Source organism: Deinococcus koreensis (assembly GCF_002901445.1).
Lineage (GTDB): Bacteria > Deinococcota > Deinococci > Deinococcales > Deinococcaceae > Deinococcus > Deinococcus koreensis.
Map to the genome: position 1 here is coordinate 3,123,617 of NZ_PPPD01000001.1, position 23,443 is coordinate 3,147,059.

Sequence of the window (23,443 nt, forward strand, 5' to 3'; positions counted from 1 at the left end):
CACGGCCGCCTTCATGCGAGTCCCCCGCCCCTCTCACTGCCGGATGCTGCACTGATGGGATGAAACCCCTTCTCCTGACGTGTGCCCTGGCCCTGATGGCGGTCGGGTGTACACAGCCTGCTCAGCAGACCCAGCCGGCGCCCAACCAGCCCGCACCCAGTCCGCCGGAGACCTCCGGCTTCACGGTGCCAGCCGGCTTCAGCGTCACGCTCTACGCCGAGGGCTTCCAGAAGCCGCGCTTCATGGCCGTGGCGCCGGGTGGCGACGTGCTGCTCAGCGATCCGCAGGCGGGCACCGTCAGCGTGTTGCCCGACCGCAACCAGGACGGCAAGGCCGACAGCCGGGAGGTGTTCGCCAGCGGCCTGAACCAGCCGCACGGGCTGGCGCTGCACGGCGGCTTCCTGTACGTGGCGAACACCGACAGCGTCGTGCGGTTTCCCTTCAGGGCGGGCGACCTGAAGGCCAGCGGCCCGGCGCAGAAGCTCGTGGATCTGCCCGCAGGGGGCGGTCACTCGACCCGCACCGTGGAATTCGGGCCCGACGGGCGGATGTACGTCTCGGCCGGCAGCTCCTGCAACGTCTGCGAGGAGACCGACCCCCGGCGCGCGGCCGTGTGGGTCTACGACGCCGACGGCAAGAACGGTCAGCCCTATGCGACGGGGCTGCGCAACGCCGTGGGCCTGGAGTGGAACGCCGGTACCCTCTACGCCACCAACAACGGCCGCGACCAGCTGGGCGACGACCTCCCGCCCGAGGGCTTCTACCGGCTGACTGCGGGCGGCTTCTATGGCTGGCCCTACTGTTACACCACCCAGCCGGGCCAGCCCCAGGTCTGGGACAAGGAGTTCGGCCGCAGGTCGGCCGCCGCCTGCGCCCCGGCCACGCCCGCCTTCGCCCTGACCACCGCCCACTCGGCCCCGCTGGGGCTGGCCTTCTACACCGGGCAGGCGTTCCCGGCCGCCTACCGGGGGCAGATGTTCGTGGCCCTGCACGGCTCGTGGAACCGCAGCACAAAGAGCGGCTACAAGGTGATCACGGTCGATCCGGCGAGCGGGAAGGTCAGCGACTTCCTCACCGGCTTTCTCAAGGGCGATCAGGTCGGTGGGCGGCCGGTCGATCTGGCGGTGCTGCCCGGCGGCGCCCTGCTGCTGAGCGACGACGGGGCGGGCAAGGTCTGGCGGATCGGGTATACCGGCCCCTGATCCGCACCGGGGGTGAGTCGGAGACGAGGGGCGAGCAGGGCGAGGAGAAGACTGCGGCCCTGGGACAGTGGAACTCTATGTCGACCCTGCGCGGCAGAGAGTCCATCGTGCCCTTCCTATCAGGGATCCGTCGCCCCCGCTCCACTCTGTCCTGACGGGGCCCAGCGCGGAATTCGGCGCAACTGTCGATTGTTCAGACTTTCGTAGGACGCGGCGCGCTAGACTCCGGAGCGTGTTTCTTTCCGAGTCCTGCCGCCCCCGTCTGGCGGTCATGCAGTGAAGCTCAGCCGCCTGCCGCCGGGCTTTGGCCTGGACACGGCGGCCCAGGGTCTCGCCCTGCGCGAGGACGCCGTGCAGAACGTGAAGCGCGAGTGGACGGACGCGGGCTGGCGGGCCAGCGGCACCATCATGGACGGCGGGGTGGAGTATCAGGCCAGCGCCGAACTGCTGCCGCCCCCCGAGCCGCAGCTGCTCTCCACCGGCTGCACCTGTGGCCGCTACCGCTGCCGGCACGTGGCCGCCCTGGTGCTGGCCACCGACCCGCCCGACTGGCCCCGACCGGCCCCCAGCCCGGCGCCGGTCGCCAGCGCCGAGCCCATGTCGGCCACCCCCACGGTCGCCGAGGAGGCCCTGGACGCCCGCACCCAGCAGTGGCTCGCCAGTTTTCAGGAACAGGCCGGGCAGGCCCGGGGCCGGCAGTTCGAGCTGCGCTACGTGCTGCGCTTGCTCGCCCCGGCCAGCGGGCCGACGGGTGCGGCGGGTGCCCAGCGCCGGGTGGGCATCCAGCTCATGCGGCTGCCCCTGCGCGGCGAGGAGCCCGATCTGCGGGGGGCCGAGCGCTACACGGTGCCGCGTAGCCTGTCGACCGCCCCCGCCTTCGTGCGCCGCGACGCCAAGCTGCTGCGCCTCCTCGAAATGGCGACCGTCAGCGCCCACGAGCCCGGCCGCTACGGCGAGGAACTGTTCGCCCTGACCGACCACCCCGCCGGCGACCTGCTGATCGATTCGCTGCTGGCCTCCGGGCGGCTGTGCTGGGAGCGGCCCGAGCACCTGCTGACCCGCGGCCCGGAGCTGCCCGGCGAGCTGGCCTGGGCCTCCGATCCCCGGGGCGGCCAGTCCCCGACGCTGGACGTGGCCCAGGTGCCGGGCGCGGTGGTGCTGCCGGTCACACCCCCCTGGGCGGTGCAGCCCCAGGCCCATGAACTCTCGCGCCTGAACGTGAACGCCTCGCCCGAGCAGGTAACGCGCTTCCTGGCCGGGCCCACGCTGCAGCCCAGTCAGGCCACGGCGCTGGCCCACGCCATCACGGCCGCCGGCCTGCCCCTGCCCATCCCGCAGACCGTGCGCGTGCGCGAGGAGCAGCTGCCCTACACGCCCCAGCTCCACCTGATGGGCCGCACCGCCACCGTGTACGTGCGCGACGGCTGGGCCCGCCGGCCCGAAACCCGCGTGTTCGCCGCTGCCGAGCTGCGCCACGCCTACGGGGGCCTGGCGGTGCCCGACGCTGCCCACACCAGCGGCCCGACCCTCTACCGGGGCGGCGTCCTGACCCGCGTGACCCGCGACCTGGACGCCGAACGCGAGGCCGCGCGCAGCCTGCACCTGGAAGGCTTCATGCGCCTGGAAGACGTCTGGCGCGAGGACTTCAACGTGCCCCCCGAACTCTCCGAGCTGCTCACCCTGGGCGACGACGAGGCCTGGATGGAATTCATGCGGGTGGGCCGCATGGATCTGGAGCTGCGCGGCTTCAGCGTGCACCTGCATCCGGACTTCCCCCTCAACTTCGCCGAGATCAGCGACTGGTACGGCCAGGCCGAGGACTCGCACGGCGGCTGGTTCACCCTCGACCTGGGCATCGTGGTCGACGGGCAGCGGGTCAGCCTGCTGCCGGTGCTGGCCGACCTGATCGCCCGGCAGCCGGAACTGTTCACCCCCGAGGCCCTGCAGGAACTGGGCGACGACGAGACCATCTTCGCCACCCTGGGCGACGGGCGCCGGGTGGCCCTGCCCGCCGGCCGGGTGCGCGCCATCCTGAGTGTGCTGGTCGAACTGCACCTGCGCGACCTGCCCGCCGGCCCGCTCAAGCTGCCCCTGCTGGACGCCGCCCGCCTGGCCGAGCTGGAGGGCGCGGTGCAGGCCCGCTGGCTGGGCGCCGAACGCCTGCTGGAATTGGGAAATAAGCTGCGCGACTTCGGCGGCATCGAGCCCGTCGAGCCGCCTGCCGGCCTGCGCGCCGAACTGCGGCCGTACCAGCTGCAGGGGGTCGCCTGGCTCCAGTTCCTGCGCGAGTACGACATGGGCGGCATCCTGGCCGACGACATGGGGCTGGGCAAGACCATCATGGCCCTGGCCCACCTGCTCATCGAGAAGGCCTCTGGCCGGGCCGACCGGCCCAGTCTGGTCATCGCGCCGACCTCGGTGATCGGCAACTGGCAGGCGGAGGCGACCCGCTTCGCTCCCAGCCTGCGGGTGCTCACCCTGCACGGCAAGGATCGCAAGGCGCTGTTCGAGCGCATCCCCGAGCACGACCTGATCCTCAGCACCTACCCGCTGCTGCCGCGCGATCTGGAGGAACTGGGCGCCTACGGCTACCATCTGGTGATTCTCGACGAGGCCCAGAACATCAAGAACGCCAAGACGGCCGCCGCGAAGGCCGCCGGCAGCCTGCATGCCCGGCACCGCCTGGCGCTGACCGGCACGCCGCTGGAAAACCACCTGGGCGAGCTGTGGTCGCAGTTCAACTTCCTGGCGCCCGGCCTGCTGCACGACGAGAAGGCCTTCAAGGAGCTGTACCGCACGCCCATCGAGAAACGCGGCGACCCCCAGCGCCGCGCGGCGCTGGCCGCCCGCGTGCGCCCGTTTATCCTGCGCCGCGAAAAGCGCGACGTGGCCCGAGAACTGCCGCCCAAGACCGAAATCCCCGTGCGGGTGACCCTGGACGGCGACCAGCGCGACCTCTACGAGACCGTGCGGGTGACCATGCAGGGCCGCGTGCAGGAGGAGCTGCGGGCGCGCGGGCTGGGCCGGTCGACCATCGCCATCCTCGACGCGCTGCTCAAGCTGCGACAGGCGGTGACCGATCCCCGGCTGGTCAAGCTGGAGGCGGCGCGCGGCGTCGAGGGCAACGCCAAATTCGACTGGCTGCAGGGCAACCTGCCGCAGATGCTCGAGGAGGGCCGCCGGGTGCTGATCTTCTCGTCGTTTGCCACGCTGCTGGGGCATCTGGAGGAGTGGATCAGGGCCTCCGCCATCCCGTATTCCAAGCTGACCGGCCAGACCCAGGATCGCCAGCACCAGATCGACGAGTTCCAGAGCGGACAGACCCAGGTCTTCCTGATCACCCTGAAGGCCGGCGGGGTGGGCCTGAACCTCACGGCGGCCGACACCGTGATCCACTACGACCCGTGGTGGAACCCCGCCGCCGAGGATCAGGCCACGGACCGGGCCTACCGCATCGGCCAGGACAAACCGGTGTTCGTGTACAAGCTGATCGCGGCCGGCAGTGTCGAGGAGCGCATTCTCGATCTGCAGTCGCGCAAGGCCTCGCTGGCCCGCGGCATCCTCGACGGCGGCCTGAGCGACGCCACGCAGCTCACGCCGGCCGACCTCGATCGCCTGTTCGCGCCCCTGGAGGACGAGGAGCAGCCGGCCGGGGCGCCCGCCTGAGCGCGCCGACATGCTGGCGGCTCTTGAGCCCGCCCCCGCGCCGCGCTATGCTCAGCCCATGTCCGTGAGCGGTGCGTGGTGGTGGCCCAGGTTCGCCTGGGTCTGACGCGCTGCCCATTCCAGCAGCACCGTCCAGATGCGCCCAGGTGGATCCCCTCCACCGGGCGCTTTTCTTTGTCCCCCCTTCAGAGGAGCCGCATGACCCAGCCCAGTCTTACAGCGTCCAGCCCACCTGCCTCCAGCCCCGCCCACCTGGCCTCCACCGAACTGAACGCCGACCTCGATACCCCGGTCACCGCCTACCTGAAGGCCGCGCAGGGCGAGGAGGTCAGCTTCCTGTTGGAAAGCGTGGAGGCCGGGGAGAAGCTGGGCCGCTACTCGTTTATCGGGGTGGGCGCTCAGGGCCGCTTCGAGTACCGGGCGGGGCAGCTCACCAGCAGCGGCGTGTTCGGCGACTACAGCGGCCCGGAGGCCGACCCGCTGGCCCGCCTGTACGCGGTCACGACCCGCCCCGCCGAGGTGCCCGCGGGCCTGCCGGCCTTCGTGGGGGGCGCCGTGGGCTACGCCGCCTACGACATCGTGCGCGCCTACGAACGCCTGCCCGACGCCAACCCGGACGAGCTGGGGGTGCCCGACGCCTGCTTCATCGCGCCACGCGGCATGGTCATCTACGACCACCTCAAGCACCGGCTGATCGCGGTGGCGGCGGCCACTACCCCGGAGGCGGCGCAGACCGAGGTCGACGCGCTGGTCTCGCGCCTGCGCGGCCCGCTGCCCGAGGTGCCCGGCCAGGCGCCCGCCCCCGCCCCGCAGTTCACCTCCAACTTCACGCCGCAGGGCTATCAGGACGCCGTGCGCCGCGCGCTGGAGTACATCCGTGCCGGCGACGTCTTTCAGGTGGTGCCCGCCCAGCGCTTCAGCGCCGATCTGGAGGTGCACCCTTTCGCCCTGTACCGCGCCCTGCGCCGGGTCAACCCCAGCCCCTACCTGGGCTACCTTCAGCTCGGCGCCGTGACGCTGGTCGCCAGTTCGCCCGAGAGCCTGCTCGCCAGCGTGGGCCGCACCGTGACCACCCGGCCGATCGCCGGCACCCGCCCGCGCGGCGCCACCCCGGAGGCCGACGAAGCGCTCGCCGCCGAACTGCTGGCCGACGAGAAGGAGCGCGCCGAACACCTGATGCTCGTCGACCTGGGCCGCAACGACCTGGGCCGGGTCAGCACCTACGGCTCGGTGCGCGTGCACGACGCCTTTTCCATCGAGCGCTACAGTCACGTCATGCACATCGTCTCCAGCGTGAGCGGCGAACTGCGGGGCGGCCAGACGCCGCTGCACGCCCTGGCCAGCACCCTGCCGATGGGCACGGTCAGCGGCGCGCCCAAGATCCGCGCGATGGAGATCATCGACGAGCTGGAACCCGTGCGGCGCGGGCCCTACGGAGGCAGTTTCGGCTACATCGCCTTCGACGGCTCGATGGACATGGCCCTGACCCTGCGGACGATGGTCATCGCGAATGGCCGCGTGCACATCCAGGCCGGGGCAGGCATCGTGGCCGACTCCGATCCGGTGGCCGAGGAGCTGGAGACCCGCGCCAAGGCGGCGGCCCTGATGCGCGCGGTCGAGATGGCCGCCGGGGGGCTGTGATGGCCCAGGTCAAGATCTACGGCCATGCCCGCTTCCTGGAAGGGCGTCGGCAGGTCATCTCCGACGCCATCCACCGCGCCACGGTGCGCGAGCTGGGGCAGCCCGAGGACAAGCGCTACCACCGCTTCTTCGCCCTGGAAGATCAGGACTTCATCCACCCGGACGGCCGCAGCGGCGCCTACCTGATCCTCGAAATCCACCTCTTCGCCGGCCGGACGCCCAAGACCCTGCGGGCCTACCTGCTGGCGCTGCAGGCCGCGCTGGAGGATTACGCTGGCCTCGCACCCAACGATCTGGAAGTCACCCTGATCGAAGTCCCGGCTGCCCACTGGAGCATTCGCGGCCAGCCCGGCGACGAACAGCCACTCCCCTATGAGGTTCACCAATGACACCTCAGCCTGGAGTGACATTGCGGGAAACATATATCGCCTCCGCATTGAGGACAGCCGACCCCATCCAGTGGCTTCAAGGCTGGTATTACGCGATGTGCGACGGTGACTGGGAGCACGGCTCTGGGCCGAATATCTCGACGTTGGACAATCCGGGTTGGGCGGTCAAGATTGACCTCTCGAAGACGTACCTCTCTACCCGTCCATTCAAGGTGTGTCAGATCGAACGGCATCAAGACGACTGGCTTAATTGCACCGTATCTCAGGGCTGCTTCCGTGCGTTTGGCGGGCCGGTGAACCTGTCGGAAATTGTCGACATATTTAGGGCCTGGGCTGAGCCGGGGCTTGAGATCAAATCATCCATTTACCCGAAGCTGCTCAAGGAGTGAGATGACCCGCATCCTCTTGATCGACAACTACGACTCGTTCACCTACAACCTCGTGCAGTACCTGGGCGAACTGGGTTGCGAGCTGACCGTGTGGCGCAACGACGCCTTCACGCTTGCCCAGGTGCGCGCCCTGAATCCCGACGCCATCGTGGTGTCGCCGGGGCCGTGTACGCCGCATGAAGCGGGAATGAGCGTTGAGGTCATCCGCGAGCTGGGGCCGCAGTACCCGACCCTGGGGGTGTGCCTGGGCCACCAGAGCATCGGCGAGGCGTTTGGCGCCCAGGTGGGGCGCGCGCTGCTGCCGGTGCACGGCAAGACCAGCCCCCTGCGCCACGACGGTGCGGGCCTCTTCGCGGGCCTGCAGGACGGCCTGGAGGTCACCCGCTACCACTCGCTGGTGGTGCGGGAGCTGCCGCCCGAACTGGAGGCGACCGCCTGGACGAGCGACCCCGGCGAGGAGATCGTGATGGCGCTGCGCCACCGCGAGTACCCGGTCTACGGCGTGCAGTTCCACCCGGAGAGCATCGCCACCCAGGGCGGCATGGACATGCTGAGGAACTTCCTGACCCTGGTGCGCGAGTACCGCCAGAACCAGGAACAACAGCCCCAGGATCAGCCGGTGGGCGCATGACCCACGCCCGGCTGATGAACGGCGAGCGGCTGACCCAGGCCGAGGCGGCGGCCTTCATGCAGGAGGTGATGGCCGGCGAGATGAGCGGCGTGCGGATGGCCGCGTCCCTGGCCGCCCTGCGCGTGCGCGGCGAGACGCCCGAGGAGATTGCCGGCTTCGCCCAGGCCATGCGCGATAACGCCGTGCGCGTCAACGTGGCCCCGCGCGAGGTGCTGCTGGACGTGGTGGGCACCGGCGGCGACGGCGCCCACACCTTCAACATCTCGACCACCACCGCCTTCGTGGTCGCCGGGGCGGGTGTGCCGGTCGCCAAGCACGGCAACCGCGCCGCGTCCAGCCGGGCAGGCAGCGCCGACGTCCTCGAGGCCCTGGGCGTGAACCTCGACGCGCCGCCCGAAGTGGTCGAGGACGCCATCAACACGCTGGGGGTGGGCTTCATGTTCGCCCGCAACTACCACCCGGCGCTGAGGCATGCCGCGCCCGTGCGCTCCGATCTGGCCGCCCGCACGGTGTTCAACATCCTGGGGCCGCTCAGCAACCCGGCGGGGGCCACGCACCTCGTCGTGGGCGTCTTCAAGCCCGAGCTGACCCGCACGCTGGCCGAGGTGCTGAGGTTGCTGGGCACCCGGGGCGCCACGGTCGTCTACGGCGACGGTCTGGACGAGTTCACCGTCTGCGGCGTGAACACGGTTTCCGGCCTACGGGACGGCGAGATCATCGACCGCCAGATGCACCCGGAGGAGGCGGGCGTGAGCCTGCACGCGCGGGAGGCCATCGTGGGCGGCACCCCGGCCGAGAACGCGGAGATCACGCGCGCCCTGCTGACCGGCGGCGGAACCCCAGCCCAGCAGGACATCGTGGCCCTGAACTCGGGCGCCGCTCTCCGCACGGCGGGCCGGGTCGAGAGCATCCGCGAAGGTGTGGATCAGGCCCGCGAGATCATGCGCGGCGGCCAGGGCTGGGATGTCTTGCAGAGGTACGCCGAGCTGACGCGACGAGGCTAGGACTGCGGATCGGTGGGGGAGGGGCTGGTGAGTCTCTCCCTTCGTTATGGCGTCTGCGAGTCGATCAGCCGGCGGTGGTAGTCGATCTGGCCCAGGTGCCAGTTCAGGTGGCCGTACAGGTGCAGCAGAAAGGCGCCGCTGGTCATGCCTTCCGGGAAGGCGGGCAGCACGCGCGGATGAACCTCGGCCAGCCGCGCCTCGTCCAGCCGGCCCAGGGTGCCGTGCACGAGCGTCCGGACGTGGGTCAGCCCGGCGATCAGTTCCGCACGCGGCACATCCCGCCGCGAGAACTCCGCTGCTCGGTCACGCACGTACGGCACGCCGCCCAGATCGTCCCCGACGAACTGCGACAGGTTGCCGATCAGGTGCAGCGCGAGGTTCCCCGCCGGGTTGATGATCTCGCCGTGCACACGCCAGAGCGTGGCCTCGTCCGGGTAGGTCTCCATTTCCTTGATGACGGCCGTGAGGTCGCGGGCGAAGAGGGTGGACAGCTCAGGAAGCATAGAAGAGTGTAAGTCCCGGTATCTGGTTCATGTCGCCTGGCCATCCGGATGAACCTGTGCGATCAGCTGTTTCAACGTGTTGTCCGGCATAGTCCGATCCAGCCTGATCAGGGCTTCCTTCGCCTCGACCGTGTCAATGCTGGCGATGGCCTGCGCTATCCAGCCCAATTCGCTGCTGAACGAATCGCCAGCAGCCTTCGTGCGGTGCATCAGCGTCTCAAGGGCGGGCACGGCCTCCGCTGTCCGTCGTCGCCCGAGGCTGTCGTAGATGGGGCGCACAGAGTAGCGGTCGACCTCATTCAGCCAGGTCAACATTTCGCCTTCCCGCTCTCTGGGGAGAACGCCGCAGGCCAGCGCCAGAAAGAACAGTCCCACCTCATCTGGGTTGGATCTCCAGGCCTGAATGCAAGCGTCAGCGGAAGCCTCGTCTCCTGGGAAATCACCGGCGCGGGCAGGGTAAATCTGGGGAATCTTAAGGTCGCCATCGTCCAACTCGTAGCGTGCTTCGAAGGCTTCTCGTAGATCGGCAAAGATGACCTGGGGTTCGAATGTCATCTCGTGTTCGGAATAGATGATCCGGCCTGAGCACTCGGTCAGCGTGCAGTAGACGAGGTAGTTATCGCCTCCGTCATTGAAAAGCGGGATGCCTACGTTGGCCAGCGCTGGCGACTGCACTTCCTCATAAGGAGCGCGGAAATCCTCCAGGGCCGCTATCGTGTCCTCAAGCGTGTGTATCCGGCACCACATGTCGCCCTGTTCGTCATCCACGATCCCGTCGAATGCCTCGTACAGTTCCCGTACCGGAGCAGGCACTGGATAACCGAGCGCCGCTTCCAGGGCTTCAAGCTGTTCTGGCGTGGCCGGGGGATTGACCTCAAGCCCACGGCTCCGGAGCGACGCTATCAACTTTTGCATGTGTCGGCAGCATAGCCTGGCGGCGACGAGGCGAAGGCCGTGCGTCGGCACATGCAGCACCTCATTTCGGCGGCAGCAGCAGTTTGCCTTCCAGCGGCGTGCTCAGGACGATGCTCGTGTCGCAGGTGAAGCCCATGTTGATCAGGTCAGTCAGCATGGTTTCCAGCGCGCCCACGTCGGGCACGGCGACTTTCAGGATGCAGGAGTTGTCGCCCGTGACGCTGTGGCACTCCAGCACGCCGTCATTCCTGGTGGCCCAGCGCACCAGCGTGGGGTCGTTGCGCCCACTGTCCTGCACGCCGATAAACGCCGTGATCGTGCGGCCCAGGGGTTTGCTCGCCACCCGCACGCCGTAGCCCAGGATCACCCCGGCGTCCTCCAGCCGGCGCACCCGCTCGGTCACGGCCGGGGCGCTCAGGCCCACGCGGCGACCCAGTTCCCGCATGCTCAGCCGCGAGTCGGTCTGCAGCTCCTGCAGAATGCGGTGGTCGAGGGGATCGAGGGAGCCGCCGGCTTGTCTCACACCCGCCATCTTAGCAAATGCCAGGTCTGCAGTCGCGTTTGCGAGGTTCCTGAGCGTCTGAGATGGCATGTGGAGCCCCTGGCGCCCATTTCAATCAGGGGGGCCGGGCGGTGAGAATGAAGGTTACATATCCCACTGTTTCACCCGTTCTGGAGGCCCACGATGACCCGATCCACCCTGCACCCACAGGCGACCACCCGGTCGCAACAGATGCTGCCCCGCAACCACCGCGCCCCCAGATGGGCCGACGTACCCGACGAGCAGTGGTACGACTGGAAGTGGCAGCTGAAAAACCGCATCAACACCGTGCCCGAGCTGGAAGAGGTCATCCGCCTGACCGAGAGTGAGCGCCAGGGCGCCAGCGCCAAGGACATCTTCCGGCTGGACATCACGCCGTACTTCGCCTCGCTGATGGACGCCGACGATCCCACCTGCCCGATCCGCCGGCAGGTGATTCCCACGCACCACGAGCTGGAATCGTTCACCTCGATGATGGAAGACTCGCTGGCCGAGGACAAGCACAGCCCCGTGCCCGGACTGGTGCACCGCTATCCCGACCGCGTGCTGATGCTGGTCACGACCCAGTGCGCCAGCTACTGCCGCTATTGCACGCGCAGCCGCATCGTGGGCGACCCCACCGAGACCTTCAACCCCGCCGAGTACGAGGCGCAGCTCAACTACCTGCGCAACACGCCCCAGGTGCGCGACGTGCTGCTCTCGGGTGGCGATCCGCTGACCCTGGCGCCCAAGGTGCTGGGCCGCCTGCTGGCCGAACTGCGCAAGATCGAGCACATCGAGATCATCCGGATCGGCACGCGCGTGCCCGTGTTCATGCCCATGCGCGTGACCCAGGAACTGTGCGACGTGCTCAGCGAGAACCACCCGGTCTGGATGAACATCCACGTCAACCACCCGCGCGAGATCACGCCCGAAGTGGCCGACGCCTGCGACCGCCTGACCCGCGCCGGCGTGCCGCTGGGCAACCAGAGTGTGCTGCTGCGCGGCATCAACGACCACGCGGTCATCATGCAGAAGCTGCTGCGTGAACTCGTCAAGATCCGCGTGCGCCCCTACTACATCTACCAGTGCGACCTCGTGCATGGGGCCGGGCACCTGCGCACCACGGTCAGCAAGGGCCTGGAGATCATGGAGAGCCTGCGCGGCCACACCAGCGGCTATTCCATCCCCACCTACGTGGTGGATGCCCCTGGCGGCGGCGGCAAGATTCCGGTCGCGCCCAACTATGTGCTCTCGCACAGCCCCGACAAGCTGATCCTCCGCAACTTCGAGGGCTACATCGCCGCCTACTCCGAGCCCGACGACTATACCGGCCCCGATATGGCCGTGCCCGAAGAGTGGCAGCGCAAGGAACCCGGCCAGAGCGGCATCTACGGCCTGATGGAGGGCGAGCGCATCTCCATCGAGCCCAAGGAATTCAGCGAGAGCCGCAACCGCCCCGGCGCGACCAAACACCGACTCAACAGCCGCGAGGACAAGTGGGCCGCGCACGGGATCGGGCTCGACGTGGCCGTGACCGATACGGCGCCGGATGGGATGGTTCAGGTGCCGGTGGCTGTGAGCGGGGATTGAGCGAGAATGGAGGAATGGATCGGCACGCCTCGGCAGCGTTGAATTACCTTCAAGAAGCGTCCGACGAGGACTGGATGTGTTTCGCATGGTTTTATCTCGATCATTTCCATGTCCGGCTGGCCCTATGGATGGTGAATCAGACACGATGCCCTGAGGCCGTTGCCCTTGCTCTCTACTGGTATTCGCAACCCGCCGTATGTTTAAACTACCGTAGAAAACACAACATTTCTTACTGGCACTCGGAACGTTACGCTGTCTTTGAAACGGTTGAATACTGGTATGGCGCTGGGTTCTATAAGCCTTCGGAAGTTGGTTTTGACCCTGCTGCTGATCTCGCAGATCCTGTCGGATCACTAAACCTTCCTCGGAATTGGGTCGAATCACTTAGTGCTGAAGATAAAGTTGAATATCGGCATCTGACCAAAGCAGTGCTGGGCAGAATTATTGAACCGCATGTAGTGGCTGCAGATTGGATTGAGGGTTTACCTGCGCACCTGAAGCCACTGTTTTCTTACAATCAAAACTGAGGAGTTCCCCATGACCACCCTTCCAAAACCCCGCCAGCCTGAACTCAAAACTTCCCTGCCCGGCCCCAAGACCGCCGCTATCATGGCCCGCGACGCCCAGCACCTCTCCACCTCCTACATGCGCCCTTATCCGTTCGTGCCGGATCACGGCGAGGGCGTGTGGCTCACCGACGTGGACGGCAACACCATGCTGGACTTCTTTGCGGGCATCGCCGTGTCCACCACCGGGCACGCGCACCCGCATGTCGTCAAATCCGTGCAGGAGCAGATGACGCGGTTCGCGCACGTCTGCCTGACCGATTACCCGCAGGAAATCACGACCAGCCTCGCGGAACGGCTCGTGAAGCACATCGAGAAACCCGGCGAGAAGTGGCGCGTGTTCTTCGGGAACTCGGGCGCGGAAGCGGTGGAGGCGGCGGTGAAGCTGGCGCGGAACCACACCGGGCGCACGCACATCATCTCCACGCTGGGCAGCTTCCACGGGCGCACCTACGGGGCGATCACGCTGACCGGCTCCAAGACCAAGTACAAGCGCGGCTTCGGGCCGCTGCTGCCGGGCGTGTCGCACGTGCCGTACCCCAACCCCTTCCGGCCGCCGCTGGGCTCCACGCCCGAGTTCTGCGGCGACGCGGTGCTGGCCCACGTGAAGAACCTCTTCCAGACGGTGCTCCCGCCCGACGAGGTGGCCGCCTTCATCATCGAACCCATGCAGGGCGAGGGCGGGTACATCGTGCCGCCCATGGGCTTCCTGAAGAAGCTGCGCGGCCTGTGCGACCAGCACGGCATCCTGCTCATCTTCGACGAGGTGCAGTCGGGCATGGGGCGCACCGGGAAGATGTTCAGCTTCCAGCAGTTCGAGGAGTACGGCGGCGTGCAGCCCGACATCGTGACGGTCGCCAAGGGCATCGCCTCGGGCCTGCCGATCAGCGCCATGCTGGCCAAAGAAAGCGTGATGACCTGGCCGGTCGGCTCGCACGGCTCCACCTTCGGCGGCAACCCGGTCGCGGCGGCGGCGGCGCACGCCACGCTGGATCTGCTGGAGGGCGTGGTGAAGCACCCCGGCTGCGGCGACAGCCTGATGGAGAACGCCACCAGCGTGGGCGACTACATCCTGTCCGAACTGCGGGCCATGCAGACCGAGTTCCCCTTCCTGGGCGACGTGCGCGGGCAGGGCCTGTTCATCGGCCTGGAGTTCGTGAAGCCCGACGGCAGCCCCGACGGCAAGCTGCGCGACGCCGCCAGCATGGCGATGTTCGAGAAGGGCCTGCTGAACCTCGACTGTGGCGAGGCCGTCATCCGGATTTCCCCGCCGCTGATCCTGACGCGCGAGGACGCCGAGACGGGGCTGGAGATCATGCGAGGGGCGCTGCGGAGTCTGTCGACCCAGCGCTGAGCGTCCCAGCAGTCAGCCGCGATCTGGGGAACTCCCCGGATCGCGGCTGTGCTGTGGATGGGGAATCGCTCAGGCGGGCAGCTCCGCCTCCAGCGGCAGGATCTCGTTGGGGGGAGACACGGCCAGCGCGGCGTCCCAGGCGCCGGTCTCCAGGGCGTCCTTGAGCGGCGTGGTCAGTGCCGGGCGCTGGTTGCGGGTGGCCCTCATCAGGCGGCTCAGGTCGCCCTTGGGGCGGCGGTGTTCGTCCAGCAGGCCGTTGCGTTCCTGGAAGGTGTCGGTGAGCTGGGTGTAGCAGAAGCCCGCCACGCCCTGACAGTCGTGGATGGCCCACAGCAGCGACTCGTAGTGCGCCGTGAAGCTCTCGCCGTTGTCGGCCTGACTGTAGCCCCAGCCGGCCTGACCGTCCGAGAGGTAGGCGATGCCGCCGAACTCGGTGAGCATGACCGGCAGGCCGCGGTCGGCCAGGGCGGGATCGAGCAGCAGCGCGCGGCCGCCGGGGCGACTGTGCAGCAGCGTCTCGCGGATGCTCTCCCGCGAGCCGTAGCGCTCACGGATCACGCCGGGGTGCGGGGTGTAGTCGTGGATGGTCAGGACGTCGGTCGCGCCGTTCTCCCAGCCGTCGTTGCCGATCACCGGGCGGCTCGGGTCGAGGCTGCGGGTCAGTTCGTACAGGGCGCGCACCAGGGAGCGCGAGCGCTCGCTGCGGGTCAGGTCGGGCACCCCCCAGGACTCGTTGAAGGGCACCCAGGCCACGATGCAGGGGTGGCCCCGGTCGCGCCGCACGGCCTCCAGCCACTCCCGGGTCACGGCCTCGACGGAGCGGTCCGTGAGGCGGTAGGCGCTGGGCATCTCGGCCCAGACCAGCAGCCCCAGGCGGTCGGCCCAGTACAGGTAGCGCGGGTCTTCCAGCTTCTGGTGCTTGCGCACGCCGTTGAAGCCCAGCGCCCGGGTCAGTTCGACGTCGGCGCGCAGCTGCTCCGCCGTGGCGGACATCAGGGAGTCGGGCCAGTAGCCCTGATCGAGCACCAGCCGCAGCGGGTAGGTCAGGCCGTTGAGCATGAAGCGGCCCTGCTCGATGCCCACCGAGCGCAGCGCGGTGTAACTGCTGACCTGATCCACGACCACGCCGCCCTGCAGGACTTCCACGGTCGCGTCGATCAGCCGGGGGTGCTCCGGACTCCACAGCAGTCCCGCGCGGTGGTCGTCGATGCCGCCGTCGAGCAGGGGAATGACCCGCTGCAGTTCCTCCGAATGCAGGGTGTAGAGGTCGTCGGCCAGGAGCTGTTCGCCGTAGCGCAGCACGACCCGGATCCGGGTGCCGGGGCGGTAGCCGCTCACCTCCACGTTCAGGTGGAGGCCCCAGAGATCCAGATCGGGCTGGAACTCCAGGCGGCGGATGGCCGTGGCCGGCACCCGCTCCAGCCACACCGTCTGCCAGATGCCGGTGGTGCGCGGATACCAGATGGCGTGGGGCTCAGCGAGCCAGTCCTGCTTGCCCCGCGGCTGATCCAGCGCCAGAGGGTCGTCCTCGGCGCGCACCACGACCTCGAACGGTGCGTGGGCGAAGGCGCTGACGTCGGCCGAGAAGGGCGTGTGGCCCCCCTCGTGCCGGGCCACTTCCTGCCCGTTCACCCAGACGGTCGCCCGGTAGTCCACCGCGCCGAAGTGCAGCATCGTGCGGCCCGGTGCCCAGGGGGCCGGGCACTCCAGCGTCCGGCGGTACCACACGGCCCGCCCGTGGATGGGCTGATGAAGGCCGCTGGCCCGGCTCTCGGGCGCGTAGGGGACCTCGATCACCAGATCGAAGGGCACCTCGGCCGGCAGCCGGTACTCGGCCTGGGGATCGAAGGCGAACGCCCAGGAGCCATCGGCGCTCTGCCACTCGCCGCGCTGCAGCAGGGGCCGGGGATGGACAGACAGGGGCGTGGAGGGCAGTGGCGTGGTGGACAGATGCGCTGTGGCCATAGATCACCTGTGCGGCGCACCGTCGTGGCCGCGGAGAAGGGAGCTGGAGGGAAGACAGGGAAGAAGCCAGTGGAGATGTCGGGTGCCGCGGGGCGGGAACCACAGGGGACGGGCCGACCGCACAGGCCCTGGAGCCTTCCCCCTTTCCTGACCTTTATGCACACTTAAAGTATGCTCCAAAAATCTGACAGAGGTCTTAAGAAGAGGGGATTATCCATCCAGTCTTATCCAGCGGCAAGCCCGTGCTCGTGGTGGATTCTCGAGACCGCTGAAAAACGAACAGGGATTCTGGCATTCTTCCGCTGGTCTCCAGAGTCCTCATTATCTCTCATGAAGTGCCGATCCGGCTGGGAGCGGCCCACCATTTTCGGTGGCGACGGAAACGGGGCAACCACCGTGGCCCAGTTCGCCCCAGAGCGCCCGCGCCCTGACCGGCGGCAGGTTACGGGCGTGTTTTCGTTCACCGCGAAGGTCGGAGGGTTCCGCGCGCGGTCGCGGTGGCTTGCGGAGGCCGGGTTCTACGGGACGGGCGTCACGCTCAGGGCCTGTCCAGCGACCGAACCCGGTTCAAGTTTGGGGCGGCGAGGTCGTCCCCCGCATCAACCTGTCAGAGCTTCCGGCCGCGCGAGTACGCAGGCGCGGAGTTGCTGATCCGGCGGGAAGCGGTGGGCGGCTTGATCTGAGGCTTCGACCGTCTCCGGGCACGGTCGAGGGCGTCCTGGGCAATGCGCCTGGCCGCTTCTCCCGGGCCGGAGAACCGTCCGGCGGCCCGCAGCCGACGCGGTAGAGCGGCACACGGATGTCCGGCAGAACAGGACGACACGGAGAAGAGCCCCATGCTCTTGACGCCGGCTTCGTGACAATTCTGTGACAACCAGCTGAGAATGTGAGCGGCCCGACCAGAATTTCATGAAGGAGAATGTCCAAATGCCCAATCGAACCGCGCTTTTTAGCCTTTCACTCCTGATCACGGCGTGCTCGCAGGGGGCACCCGGCGCCCCCGGGGCCGGCAGCCCGACCATCAAGATGCTGGCGCTGCCCGCCCAGATCCAGACCGTAACCCTCGACGTTCAGGGCACCGAGCCGGCCACCCAGGCCGAGAGCAAGCTGTACACGGCCACGCTGTCTGGCGGCGTCGCCACCGTTCAGCTCGACAAGCTCGCCAAGGGCGCGTACACCCTGACTGCGCGTGGCTACGACGCTGCCGACAAGCAGATCACGCTCTACAAGACCAGCAGGAGCCTGAACATCCAGGACGGTTCGACCATCGAGCTGCGGATGAACCGCGTCAGCAGCGCCATCACGGTCAACGCCAGCGGCGTGGGGGCCAAGAGCAACGTGCTGGTCGCCAAGGTCTCGGGCCTGGAAGCCCGCCTGCTGCCCAGCGGCACTCAGGCCAGCGGCGAGCTGCCGGGCGTTCGCACGGGGCGCAACCTGAACGTGCTGGTCGAGGGCCGCGACAGCCAGGGCATCCTGCGCCAGCAGGGCAGCGCCACGCTGGATCTCAGCGAAACCGACCAGAGCGTCAGCGTAGCCCTGCAGGATCTGGTGGCCCAGGCGCCGGTCGTCGCCTCGGTCAGTGCGCCCGCCAGCGTGAAGATCGGTGACCCGCTGAGCATCCGCGTGCAGGGCAGCCAGCCGGCCGGCGGCGACCAGCTCGCCTCCGTGAAGATCGAGTGGGGCGACGGCAGCAGCGACACCACGGCCGTGACCGGCCCGGGCCTCGATGCCACCTACCCGCACACTTACACCGCCGCCGGAACCCAGACCGTCACCGTGACCCTGACGAACACGGCGGGCCTCTCGAGCACCTCCAGCACGTCGCTCAAGGTGATCGACGCCGCCAACCCCACCGTGAACATCGACCTGGGGGCCGAGATCACCCCGGTGACCCTGAACGTCAGCGGCGTGCCCGCCGACGCCACGCGCGTGCAGGCGGTTGTGACCGCGCCCCTGGGCGCCCAGACCCTGCGGGCGGCGGCCCTCAAGCCCTCGTACACGCTGGAACTCGTGCCGCGGGGTGGCGGCGCCTGGGGCGGCACGCTCGGTCTGCCGGTCGGCTCGACCTACGGCGTCGTGATCAAGACCATCACGCCGGCCGGGGAGACGAGCAGCGCCAGCCAGCCGATCTCGCCGAGCGCCACGGCCACCTCCTTCGACCTGCCCTTTGCGCCGGCGAGCGCCTGCGCCGCGCCGGCCCGCCTGACGCCCATCGCGGCGATCCAGGGCCCCGGCGCCAGCAGCCCGCTGGCGGGCCAGACCGTGACCACGCGCGGCGTCGTGACGCTGGACGCCCAGGCGGGCCTGAGCGGCTTTTTCATGCAGTCGGCGACCCCCGACAGCGACCCGGCCACCAGCGACGGCATCTTCGTGTTCACCGGCACGACCCCGCGCGCCGTGAAGGCCGGCGATCTGGTGCAGGTGAGCGCCACCGTGACCGAGTTCGGGACGACCAACCCGGTGACCCAGCTGACCAGCCTGAGCGCGCTCGATGCCTGCGGCGCGGGCAGCGTGACCCCCAGCGAGGTGCCCTTCCCACTGAGCAGCGCCACCGACCTGGAGCGCTATGAAGGGATGCAGATCCGTATTCCCACGACCCTGACCGTGACCGACACCTTCGGCTACGGGCGCTACGGCGAGCTGGGCCTGGCGAGCGGCGGGCGCGTGTTCAACCCCACCAACGGCCAGGGCGGCAGCGCGGCCGGCAACGCCCTGCGCCGCATCGTGCTGGACGACGTCCGGAGCGCTCAGAATCCGGCCACCCTGCCCTTCCTGGGGCCGGACAACACCCGCCGCGCCGGGGACACCGTGGCGGGCCTCACCGGCACCGTGCATTACGTGGGGGGCGGCTACCGCATCGAGCCCACCAGCCCGCCGGTCTTCGTGAACGCCAACCCGCGGTTCGCCGCGCCCGCCAGCGTGGGCGGCAGCCTGAAGGTCGCCGGGGCCAACGTCCTGAACTACTTCACGCAGCTCGTGACCTCCAACTCGGGCTGCACGGCCGACGGCACCAGCGCGAGCTCGCGCGGCGCCACCAATTGCGCCGAATTCCTGCGCCAGCAGACCAAGGTCGTCGCGGCCCTCAGGGGTCTGGACGCCGACGTCGTGACCCTGATGGAAGTGCAGAACAACGGCGACAGCGCGCTGAACAACCTGCGCGACGCGCTGAATACCGCCTACGGCAGCTCCGTGTACGCCGCCGTGACCACCGGCGTCATCGGCACCGACGCCATCAAGGTCGCCATGCTGTACAAGCCCGGCCGCGTGGCGCTGGAACGCCCCTTCATGGTCGACACCAACACGGTGTACTCGCGCCCCCCGCTGGCCCAGACCTTCCGTGAACTGGGCAGCGGCGGCGTGTTCACGGTCGTCGCCAACCACTTCAAGAGCAAGGGCAGCTGCCCGACCTCCGGGGACGTCGACACCGGTCAGGGCTGCTGGAACCAGCTGCGCGTGCAGCAGGCCCAGGCGCTGCTGAACTTCGTGGACACCATCAAGACCCAGACCCGCGACGCCGACGTGCTGCTGATGGGCGACTTCAACGCCTACGGCGACGAAGACCCGATCAAGCTGCTGACCGACCCGGCGGGCGCGAACTTCGAGGGCCTGAACAAGCGCATCCCGGCCGACGAGCGCTACTCCTTCCAGTTCAACGGCGAGTTTGGCTACCTCGACCACGCCATCGCCAGCCCGAACCTGAAGGCCCAGGTCAGCGGGATCACCGAGTGGCACATCAACGCCGACGAGCCGGTGGTGCTCGACTACAACGTGGAGTTCAAGAACAACCCGGCCTGCACGAGCACGACCTGCACCTCGCCTGACCTCTACACCCCGGACGCCTACCGCGCCAGCGACCACGACCCCGTGCTGGTCGGCCTGAACCTGACCGCCGATGCCGCCGCGCCGGCCGCCCTGAGCCTGAACCCGAGCGGCGCCGCCACGGTGGTCGCCGGACAGCCCTACACCCTGACCCTGGGGGCGAACAAGGCCCTCGACAGCGTCACGGTGACCTGGGGCGACGGCAGTGCGCCCGAGACCGTCAGCGCGCCCGGCGCCAGCCTGACCCACACCTACGCCACCGCCGGCACGCTGACCATCGGCGTGAGCGCCACGGCCGGCGCCGAGACCGCCACCGCCAGCAAGCCCCTGAGCGTCACGGCGGCCCCGGTCGCCGGGGGCACCACCCGTCTGGTGATTAGCCAGCTGTTCGGCGGTGGTGGGAACACAGGTTCGGTCTACAGGAACGACTTCGTGGAACTCTTCAATGCGGGCAGCGCCGACGCCGTCCTGGCCGGCCGCAGCATCCAGTACGCCTCGGCCGCCGGCGCATTCAGCGCGGCGAATACCTACATCCTCCCGGCAGGCACGCCCGCGCTGCGGCCCGGAGGGTATTTCCTGGTTCAGATGGCGGCCGGCACGGGCGGCACGTCCGCCCTGCCTACCCCCGACGCCACCGGCAGCCTCGCCCTTGGGGCCAGCGCCGGGAAAGTCGCCCTGGTCGCCAACGGCGACCCGTCCACCGGCAAGGCTGACCCCGACGTGCTCGACTTCGTGGGCTACGGCGCCGCCAACGAGTCCGAGGGCAGCCCGACGCCGGTACTGTCGGCCACGGCCAGTGCCCAGCGCAAGGCGGGCGGCTGCACGGACACCGGCAGCAACAGCGCCGACTTCGACGTGCTGGCGGCGGCCCCGCGCAACAGCGCCGCGCCCCTGAACGTCTGCCCCTGATCCTTCGCCCCTGAACCAAACCGCGCTTCGCGTTCGTTCCGGCCGCGCCCCGAGACTTCCTCCGGGGCGTGGATCATTTGCTGCCGCCCGGCTCTACCCCACGGTCTCGGTCGCCATCGGATACGAGCCGATGATCTTGGCGTAGCTGGCCTTGCGCAGCACCCCGGCCAGCGCCTGCGCCACCTGCGGGTCGCGGGCGTCGCCCTCGATGTCCACGTACATCAGGTAGCTCCAGGCGCGGTCGCGGCGCGGGCGGCTCTCGATGCGGCTGAGGTTCAGGCCGCGCAGCTCGTTCAGGGTTTCCACCAGGAAGCCCGGCGTGTGGCGCACCGCGAAGACCAGGCTGGTCTTGTGCGGGGCGGCGCTGGGCGCGGGTTCGTGCCGGTGCAGGATCATGAAGCGGGTGTAGTTGAAGGGCTCGTCCTCGATGTTGCGCTGCAGGATGTTCAGGCCGTACAGCTCGGCGGCGCGGGCACTGGCGATGGCGGCCAGGTCGCGCTCGCCACTGGCGGCCAGATTCTTGGCGCTGCCGGCGGTGTCGTGCGCGGCGACCGGCTGCCAGCCGTGCTTGCGGATCAGGTCGGTGCACTGATCGAGCGCCGGCTGCTGGCTCGCCACCCGGCGGATCTCCCCGATCTCCACGCCCGGCAGCGCCATCAGGCAGTGCGAGACCCGCACCACGACCTCGCCCACCACGTGCAGGTCGGTCTCGCTGAGCAGGTCGATCGACTGGTGGATGGCGCCCATCAGCGAGTTTTCCACTGGCAGGACGCCGTAGTGGGCCTCGCCGGACTCGACCGCCTGGGCGACCTCGTGGAAAGTGGGGTAGCCGCGCGTGTGGGGCGTGTGCCCGGCGGCGTTCAGCGCGGCGATCTCGCCGTAGGAACCGGGGTTGCCCTGGAAGGCGACGGTGAGGTCTGCGGCCGGCTCGGTCATACGGGCGAGGCTAGCGCAGGCGCGGTGTGGCGGGACGGCCGGAGGGTAGACAGAAGGCGAGCAGTCAGAAGGTGGGGCCCCATCACCCCTGGCGCAGCTCGCGGTTCAGGCGGTCGGCCGCGACCAGCAGCACGTCCCACACCGAGGAAAAGGGCGGGGCGTAGGCCAGGTCGGCGTCGAAGAGATCCTGCACGGAGGCGCGGCGGTGCAGCAGGGCGGCCACCACGTCGATGCGCTTGGCGCTGATGTGGTTCTCGGCCACGATCTGGGCGCCCAGCAGGCGGCCGCTGCCGCGCTCTCCCGTGAGCCGCACCTGGATGGGCCGCGCGTCGGCGTAGTAGCCGGCGTGGTCGGTGCTGCTCACGTCCACGCTGATCGCCTGCAGCCCCAGCCCGTCGGCCTCGGCCTGGGTCACGCCGGTGCGCGCCACCCCCAGGCCGAAGGTCTTGAAGATGGCGGTGCCCACGATGCCCGGGAAGGTGGCGTCGCCGCCGGCCATGTTCACGCCGGCCACGCGGCCCATCCGGTTCGCCGTGAGCCCCAGCGGGATATGCACCCGGCGGCGGGTGACCCGGTGGACGCTCTCGGCGTTGTCGCCCGCCGCGTACACGCCCTCCGTACTGGTTCGCTGCCGGATATCGACCGCGATGGCCCCGGTCTTGCCGAGGCGGGCCCCGGCCGCCTGGGCCAGCCCGGTGTTCGGCCGCACGCCCACCGCCACGACCACCACGTCGGCGCGCACCAGCCCGTGCTCGGTCTGCACGCCGCTCACCCGGCCCCCCTTGCCGGTCAGGCCGGTCACGCCGGTGCCGCAGCGCACGTCCACCCCGTTCTTCTCCAGCTCGGCGCGCACCCGGCGCTGGGAGGGCAGGTCGAAGCCGCGTCCGGCGACCTCCGGCCCCTTTTCCAGCAGCACCACGCTCAGGCCGCGCGCCCGCATGGCCTCGGCCAGCTCCAGCCCGATGTAGCCCGCCCCCACGATGCAGGCCCGTTTCGCGTCCTGCAGGCTGGCCTGGATGGCCTGCCCGTCGGGAATCTCGCGCAGGACATGGACGCCGGCCAGGTCGCTGCTGGCCCAGTCGGGCACGGTGGGGGAGACCCCGGTGGCGAGCAGCAGGCGGTCGTAGGGCTCGGTGACGGCACGCCCGGCGCCGCGGTCATGCACGGTGAGCGTCCGGGCCGCCGCGTCCACCCCCGTGACCTCGTGGCGCAGCCGCACGCTCAGGCCGCGCGCCCGCATCTGCCCCGGCGTGCGGGCGACCAGCGCCCCGAAGTCGTCCACATCTCCGCCCAGCACGTAGGGCAGCCCGCAGGCCCCGTAGCTGACGTAGTCGCCGCGCTCGAAGACCACGATCTCGGCGGCGGGGTCGAAGCGCTGGGCGCGGCTGGCCGCACTCATGCCGGCGGCCACCCCGCCCACGATGACGATTCGCATGGCCCG

At 69.2% G+C, this 23,443-nt stretch carries 17 protein-coding genes; 11 read left to right on the plus strand and 6 right to left on the minus strand.

Annotated elements, in window-relative coordinates; translation table 11 throughout:
• Positions 1-59 precede the first annotated feature (59 nt).
• The 7 genes from CVO96_RS14740 (at position 60) to trpD (ending at position 8,922) form a co-directional block, all read left to right on the plus strand.
• Complete coding sequence (locus tag CVO96_RS14740; RefSeq protein ID WP_103312870.1) at positions 60-1,202, plus strand: PQQ-dependent sugar dehydrogenase; 1,143 nt, start codon at positions 60-62, stop codon at positions 1,200-1,202.
• 276 nt (positions 1,203-1,478) lie between these two features.
• A complete protein-coding gene (locus CVO96_RS14745) occupies positions 1,479-4,868 on the plus strand; it encodes a DEAD/DEAH box helicase (protein ID WP_103312871.1) in 3,390 nt (1,129 codons plus the stop codon).
• 198 nt (positions 4,869-5,066) lie between these two features.
• Positions 5,067-6,509, plus strand: coding sequence for an anthranilate synthase component I (gene trpE, locus CVO96_RS14750; protein WP_103312872.1), 1,443 nt, complete (start codon positions 5,067-5,069; stop codon positions 6,507-6,509).
• Entirely contained in the window at positions 6,509-6,898 is a 390-nt protein-coding gene (locus tag CVO96_RS14755) for a tautomerase family protein (protein ID WP_103312873.1), read from the plus strand. Before trpE ends, CVO96_RS14755 begins: the two co-directional genes overlap by 1 nt.
• Positions 6,895-7,287 (plus strand): immunity 53 family protein, encoded by a 393-nt coding sequence (locus CVO96_RS14760; protein ID WP_103312874.1) that lies wholly within the window; start codon positions 6,895-6,897, stop codon positions 7,285-7,287. The genes CVO96_RS14755 and CVO96_RS14760 overlap by 4 nt, the downstream gene beginning before the upstream one ends.
• 1 nt (position 7,288) lies before the next feature.
• The gene (locus CVO96_RS14765) at positions 7,289-7,918 is read left to right on the plus strand and encodes an anthranilate synthase component II (protein ID WP_103312875.1); all 630 of its coding nucleotides are present in this window, start codon (positions 7,289-7,291) and stop codon (positions 7,916-7,918) included.
• Positions 7,915-8,922: an anthranilate phosphoribosyltransferase gene (gene trpD / locus CVO96_RS14770; protein WP_103312876.1), complete on the plus strand. Its 1,008-nt coding sequence runs from the start codon at positions 7,915-7,917 to the stop codon at positions 8,920-8,922. Before CVO96_RS14765 ends, trpD begins: the two co-directional genes overlap by 4 nt.
• Before the next feature lie 44 nt (positions 8,923-8,966).
• Here trpD and CVO96_RS14775 read toward each other — a convergent pair whose 3' ends face one another.
• The 3 genes from CVO96_RS14775 to CVO96_RS14785 form a co-directional block, all read right to left on the minus strand.
• On the minus strand, positions 8,967-9,425 hold the full coding sequence (locus tag CVO96_RS14775; protein WP_103312877.1) for a DinB family protein: 459 nt from the start codon (positions 9,423-9,425) through the stop codon (positions 8,967-8,969).
• Positions 9,426-9,452: 27 nt separating this feature from the next.
• On the minus strand, positions 9,453-10,340 hold the full coding sequence (locus CVO96_RS14780) for an SMI1/KNR4 family protein (RefSeq protein ID WP_133161804.1): 888 nt from the start codon (positions 10,338-10,340) through the stop codon (positions 9,453-9,455).
• A 61-nt stretch (positions 10,341-10,401) separates the two neighbouring features.
• Positions 10,402-10,863 (minus strand): Lrp/AsnC family transcriptional regulator, encoded by a 462-nt coding sequence (locus CVO96_RS14785; protein WP_103313536.1) that lies wholly within the window; start codon positions 10,861-10,863, stop codon positions 10,402-10,404.
• Between the two features lie 162 nt (positions 10,864-11,025).
• Here CVO96_RS14785 and kamA point away from each other — a divergent pair, with 162 nt between their 5' ends.
• The 3 genes from kamA to CVO96_RS14795 are packed head-to-tail and all read left to right on the plus strand — an operon-like array spanning position 11,026 to position 14,373.
• On the plus strand, positions 11,026-12,453 hold the full coding sequence (gene kamA, locus CVO96_RS14790) for a lysine 2,3-aminomutase (RefSeq protein WP_103312879.1): 1,428 nt from the start codon (positions 11,026-11,028) through the stop codon (positions 12,451-12,453).
• A 14-nt stretch (positions 12,454-12,467) separates the two neighbouring features.
• Positions 12,468-12,980, plus strand: a complete 513-nt coding sequence (locus CVO96_RS20790; protein WP_133161805.1) for a hypothetical protein — start codon at positions 12,468-12,470, stop codon at positions 12,978-12,980.
• Positions 12,981-12,990: 10 nt separating this feature from the next.
• The gene (locus tag CVO96_RS14795; protein WP_103312880.1) at positions 12,991-14,373 is read left to right on the plus strand and encodes an acetyl ornithine aminotransferase family protein; all 1,383 of its coding nucleotides are present in this window, start codon (positions 12,991-12,993) and stop codon (positions 14,371-14,373) included.
• Positions 14,374-14,442: 69 nt separating this feature from the next.
• Here the strand turns inward: CVO96_RS14795 and CVO96_RS14800 are convergent, their stop codons facing one another.
• Positions 14,443-16,338 carry a glycoside hydrolase family 2 protein gene (locus CVO96_RS14800; RefSeq protein ID WP_103312881.1) on the minus strand — a complete coding sequence of 632 codons (1,896 nt, stop codon included), beginning with the start codon at positions 16,336-16,338 and terminating at the stop codon, positions 14,443-14,445.
• 927 nt (positions 16,339-17,265) lie between these two features.
• Between CVO96_RS14800 and CVO96_RS14805 the strand changes: the two genes are divergently transcribed.
• Complete coding sequence (locus CVO96_RS14805) at positions 17,266-21,066, plus strand: ExeM/NucH family extracellular endonuclease (protein WP_243398386.1); 3,801 nt, start codon at positions 17,266-17,268, stop codon at positions 21,064-21,066.
• Positions 21,067-21,159: 93 nt separating this feature from the next.
• On the opposite strand, the gene CVO96_RS14810 is transcribed toward CVO96_RS14805, so the two are convergent.
• Together CVO96_RS14810 and CVO96_RS14815 are read right to left on the minus strand one after the other, a co-directional pair.
• A complete protein-coding gene (locus CVO96_RS14810; RefSeq protein ID WP_103312882.1) occupies positions 21,160-22,002 on the minus strand; it encodes a prephenate dehydratase in 843 nt (280 codons plus the stop codon).
• Between the two features lie 82 nt (positions 22,003-22,084).
• Positions 22,085-23,437, minus strand: coding sequence for an FAD-dependent oxidoreductase (locus tag CVO96_RS14815; RefSeq protein WP_103312883.1), 1,353 nt, complete (start codon positions 23,435-23,437; stop codon positions 22,085-22,087).
• Between the last annotated feature and the right edge of the window lie 6 nt (positions 23,438-23,443).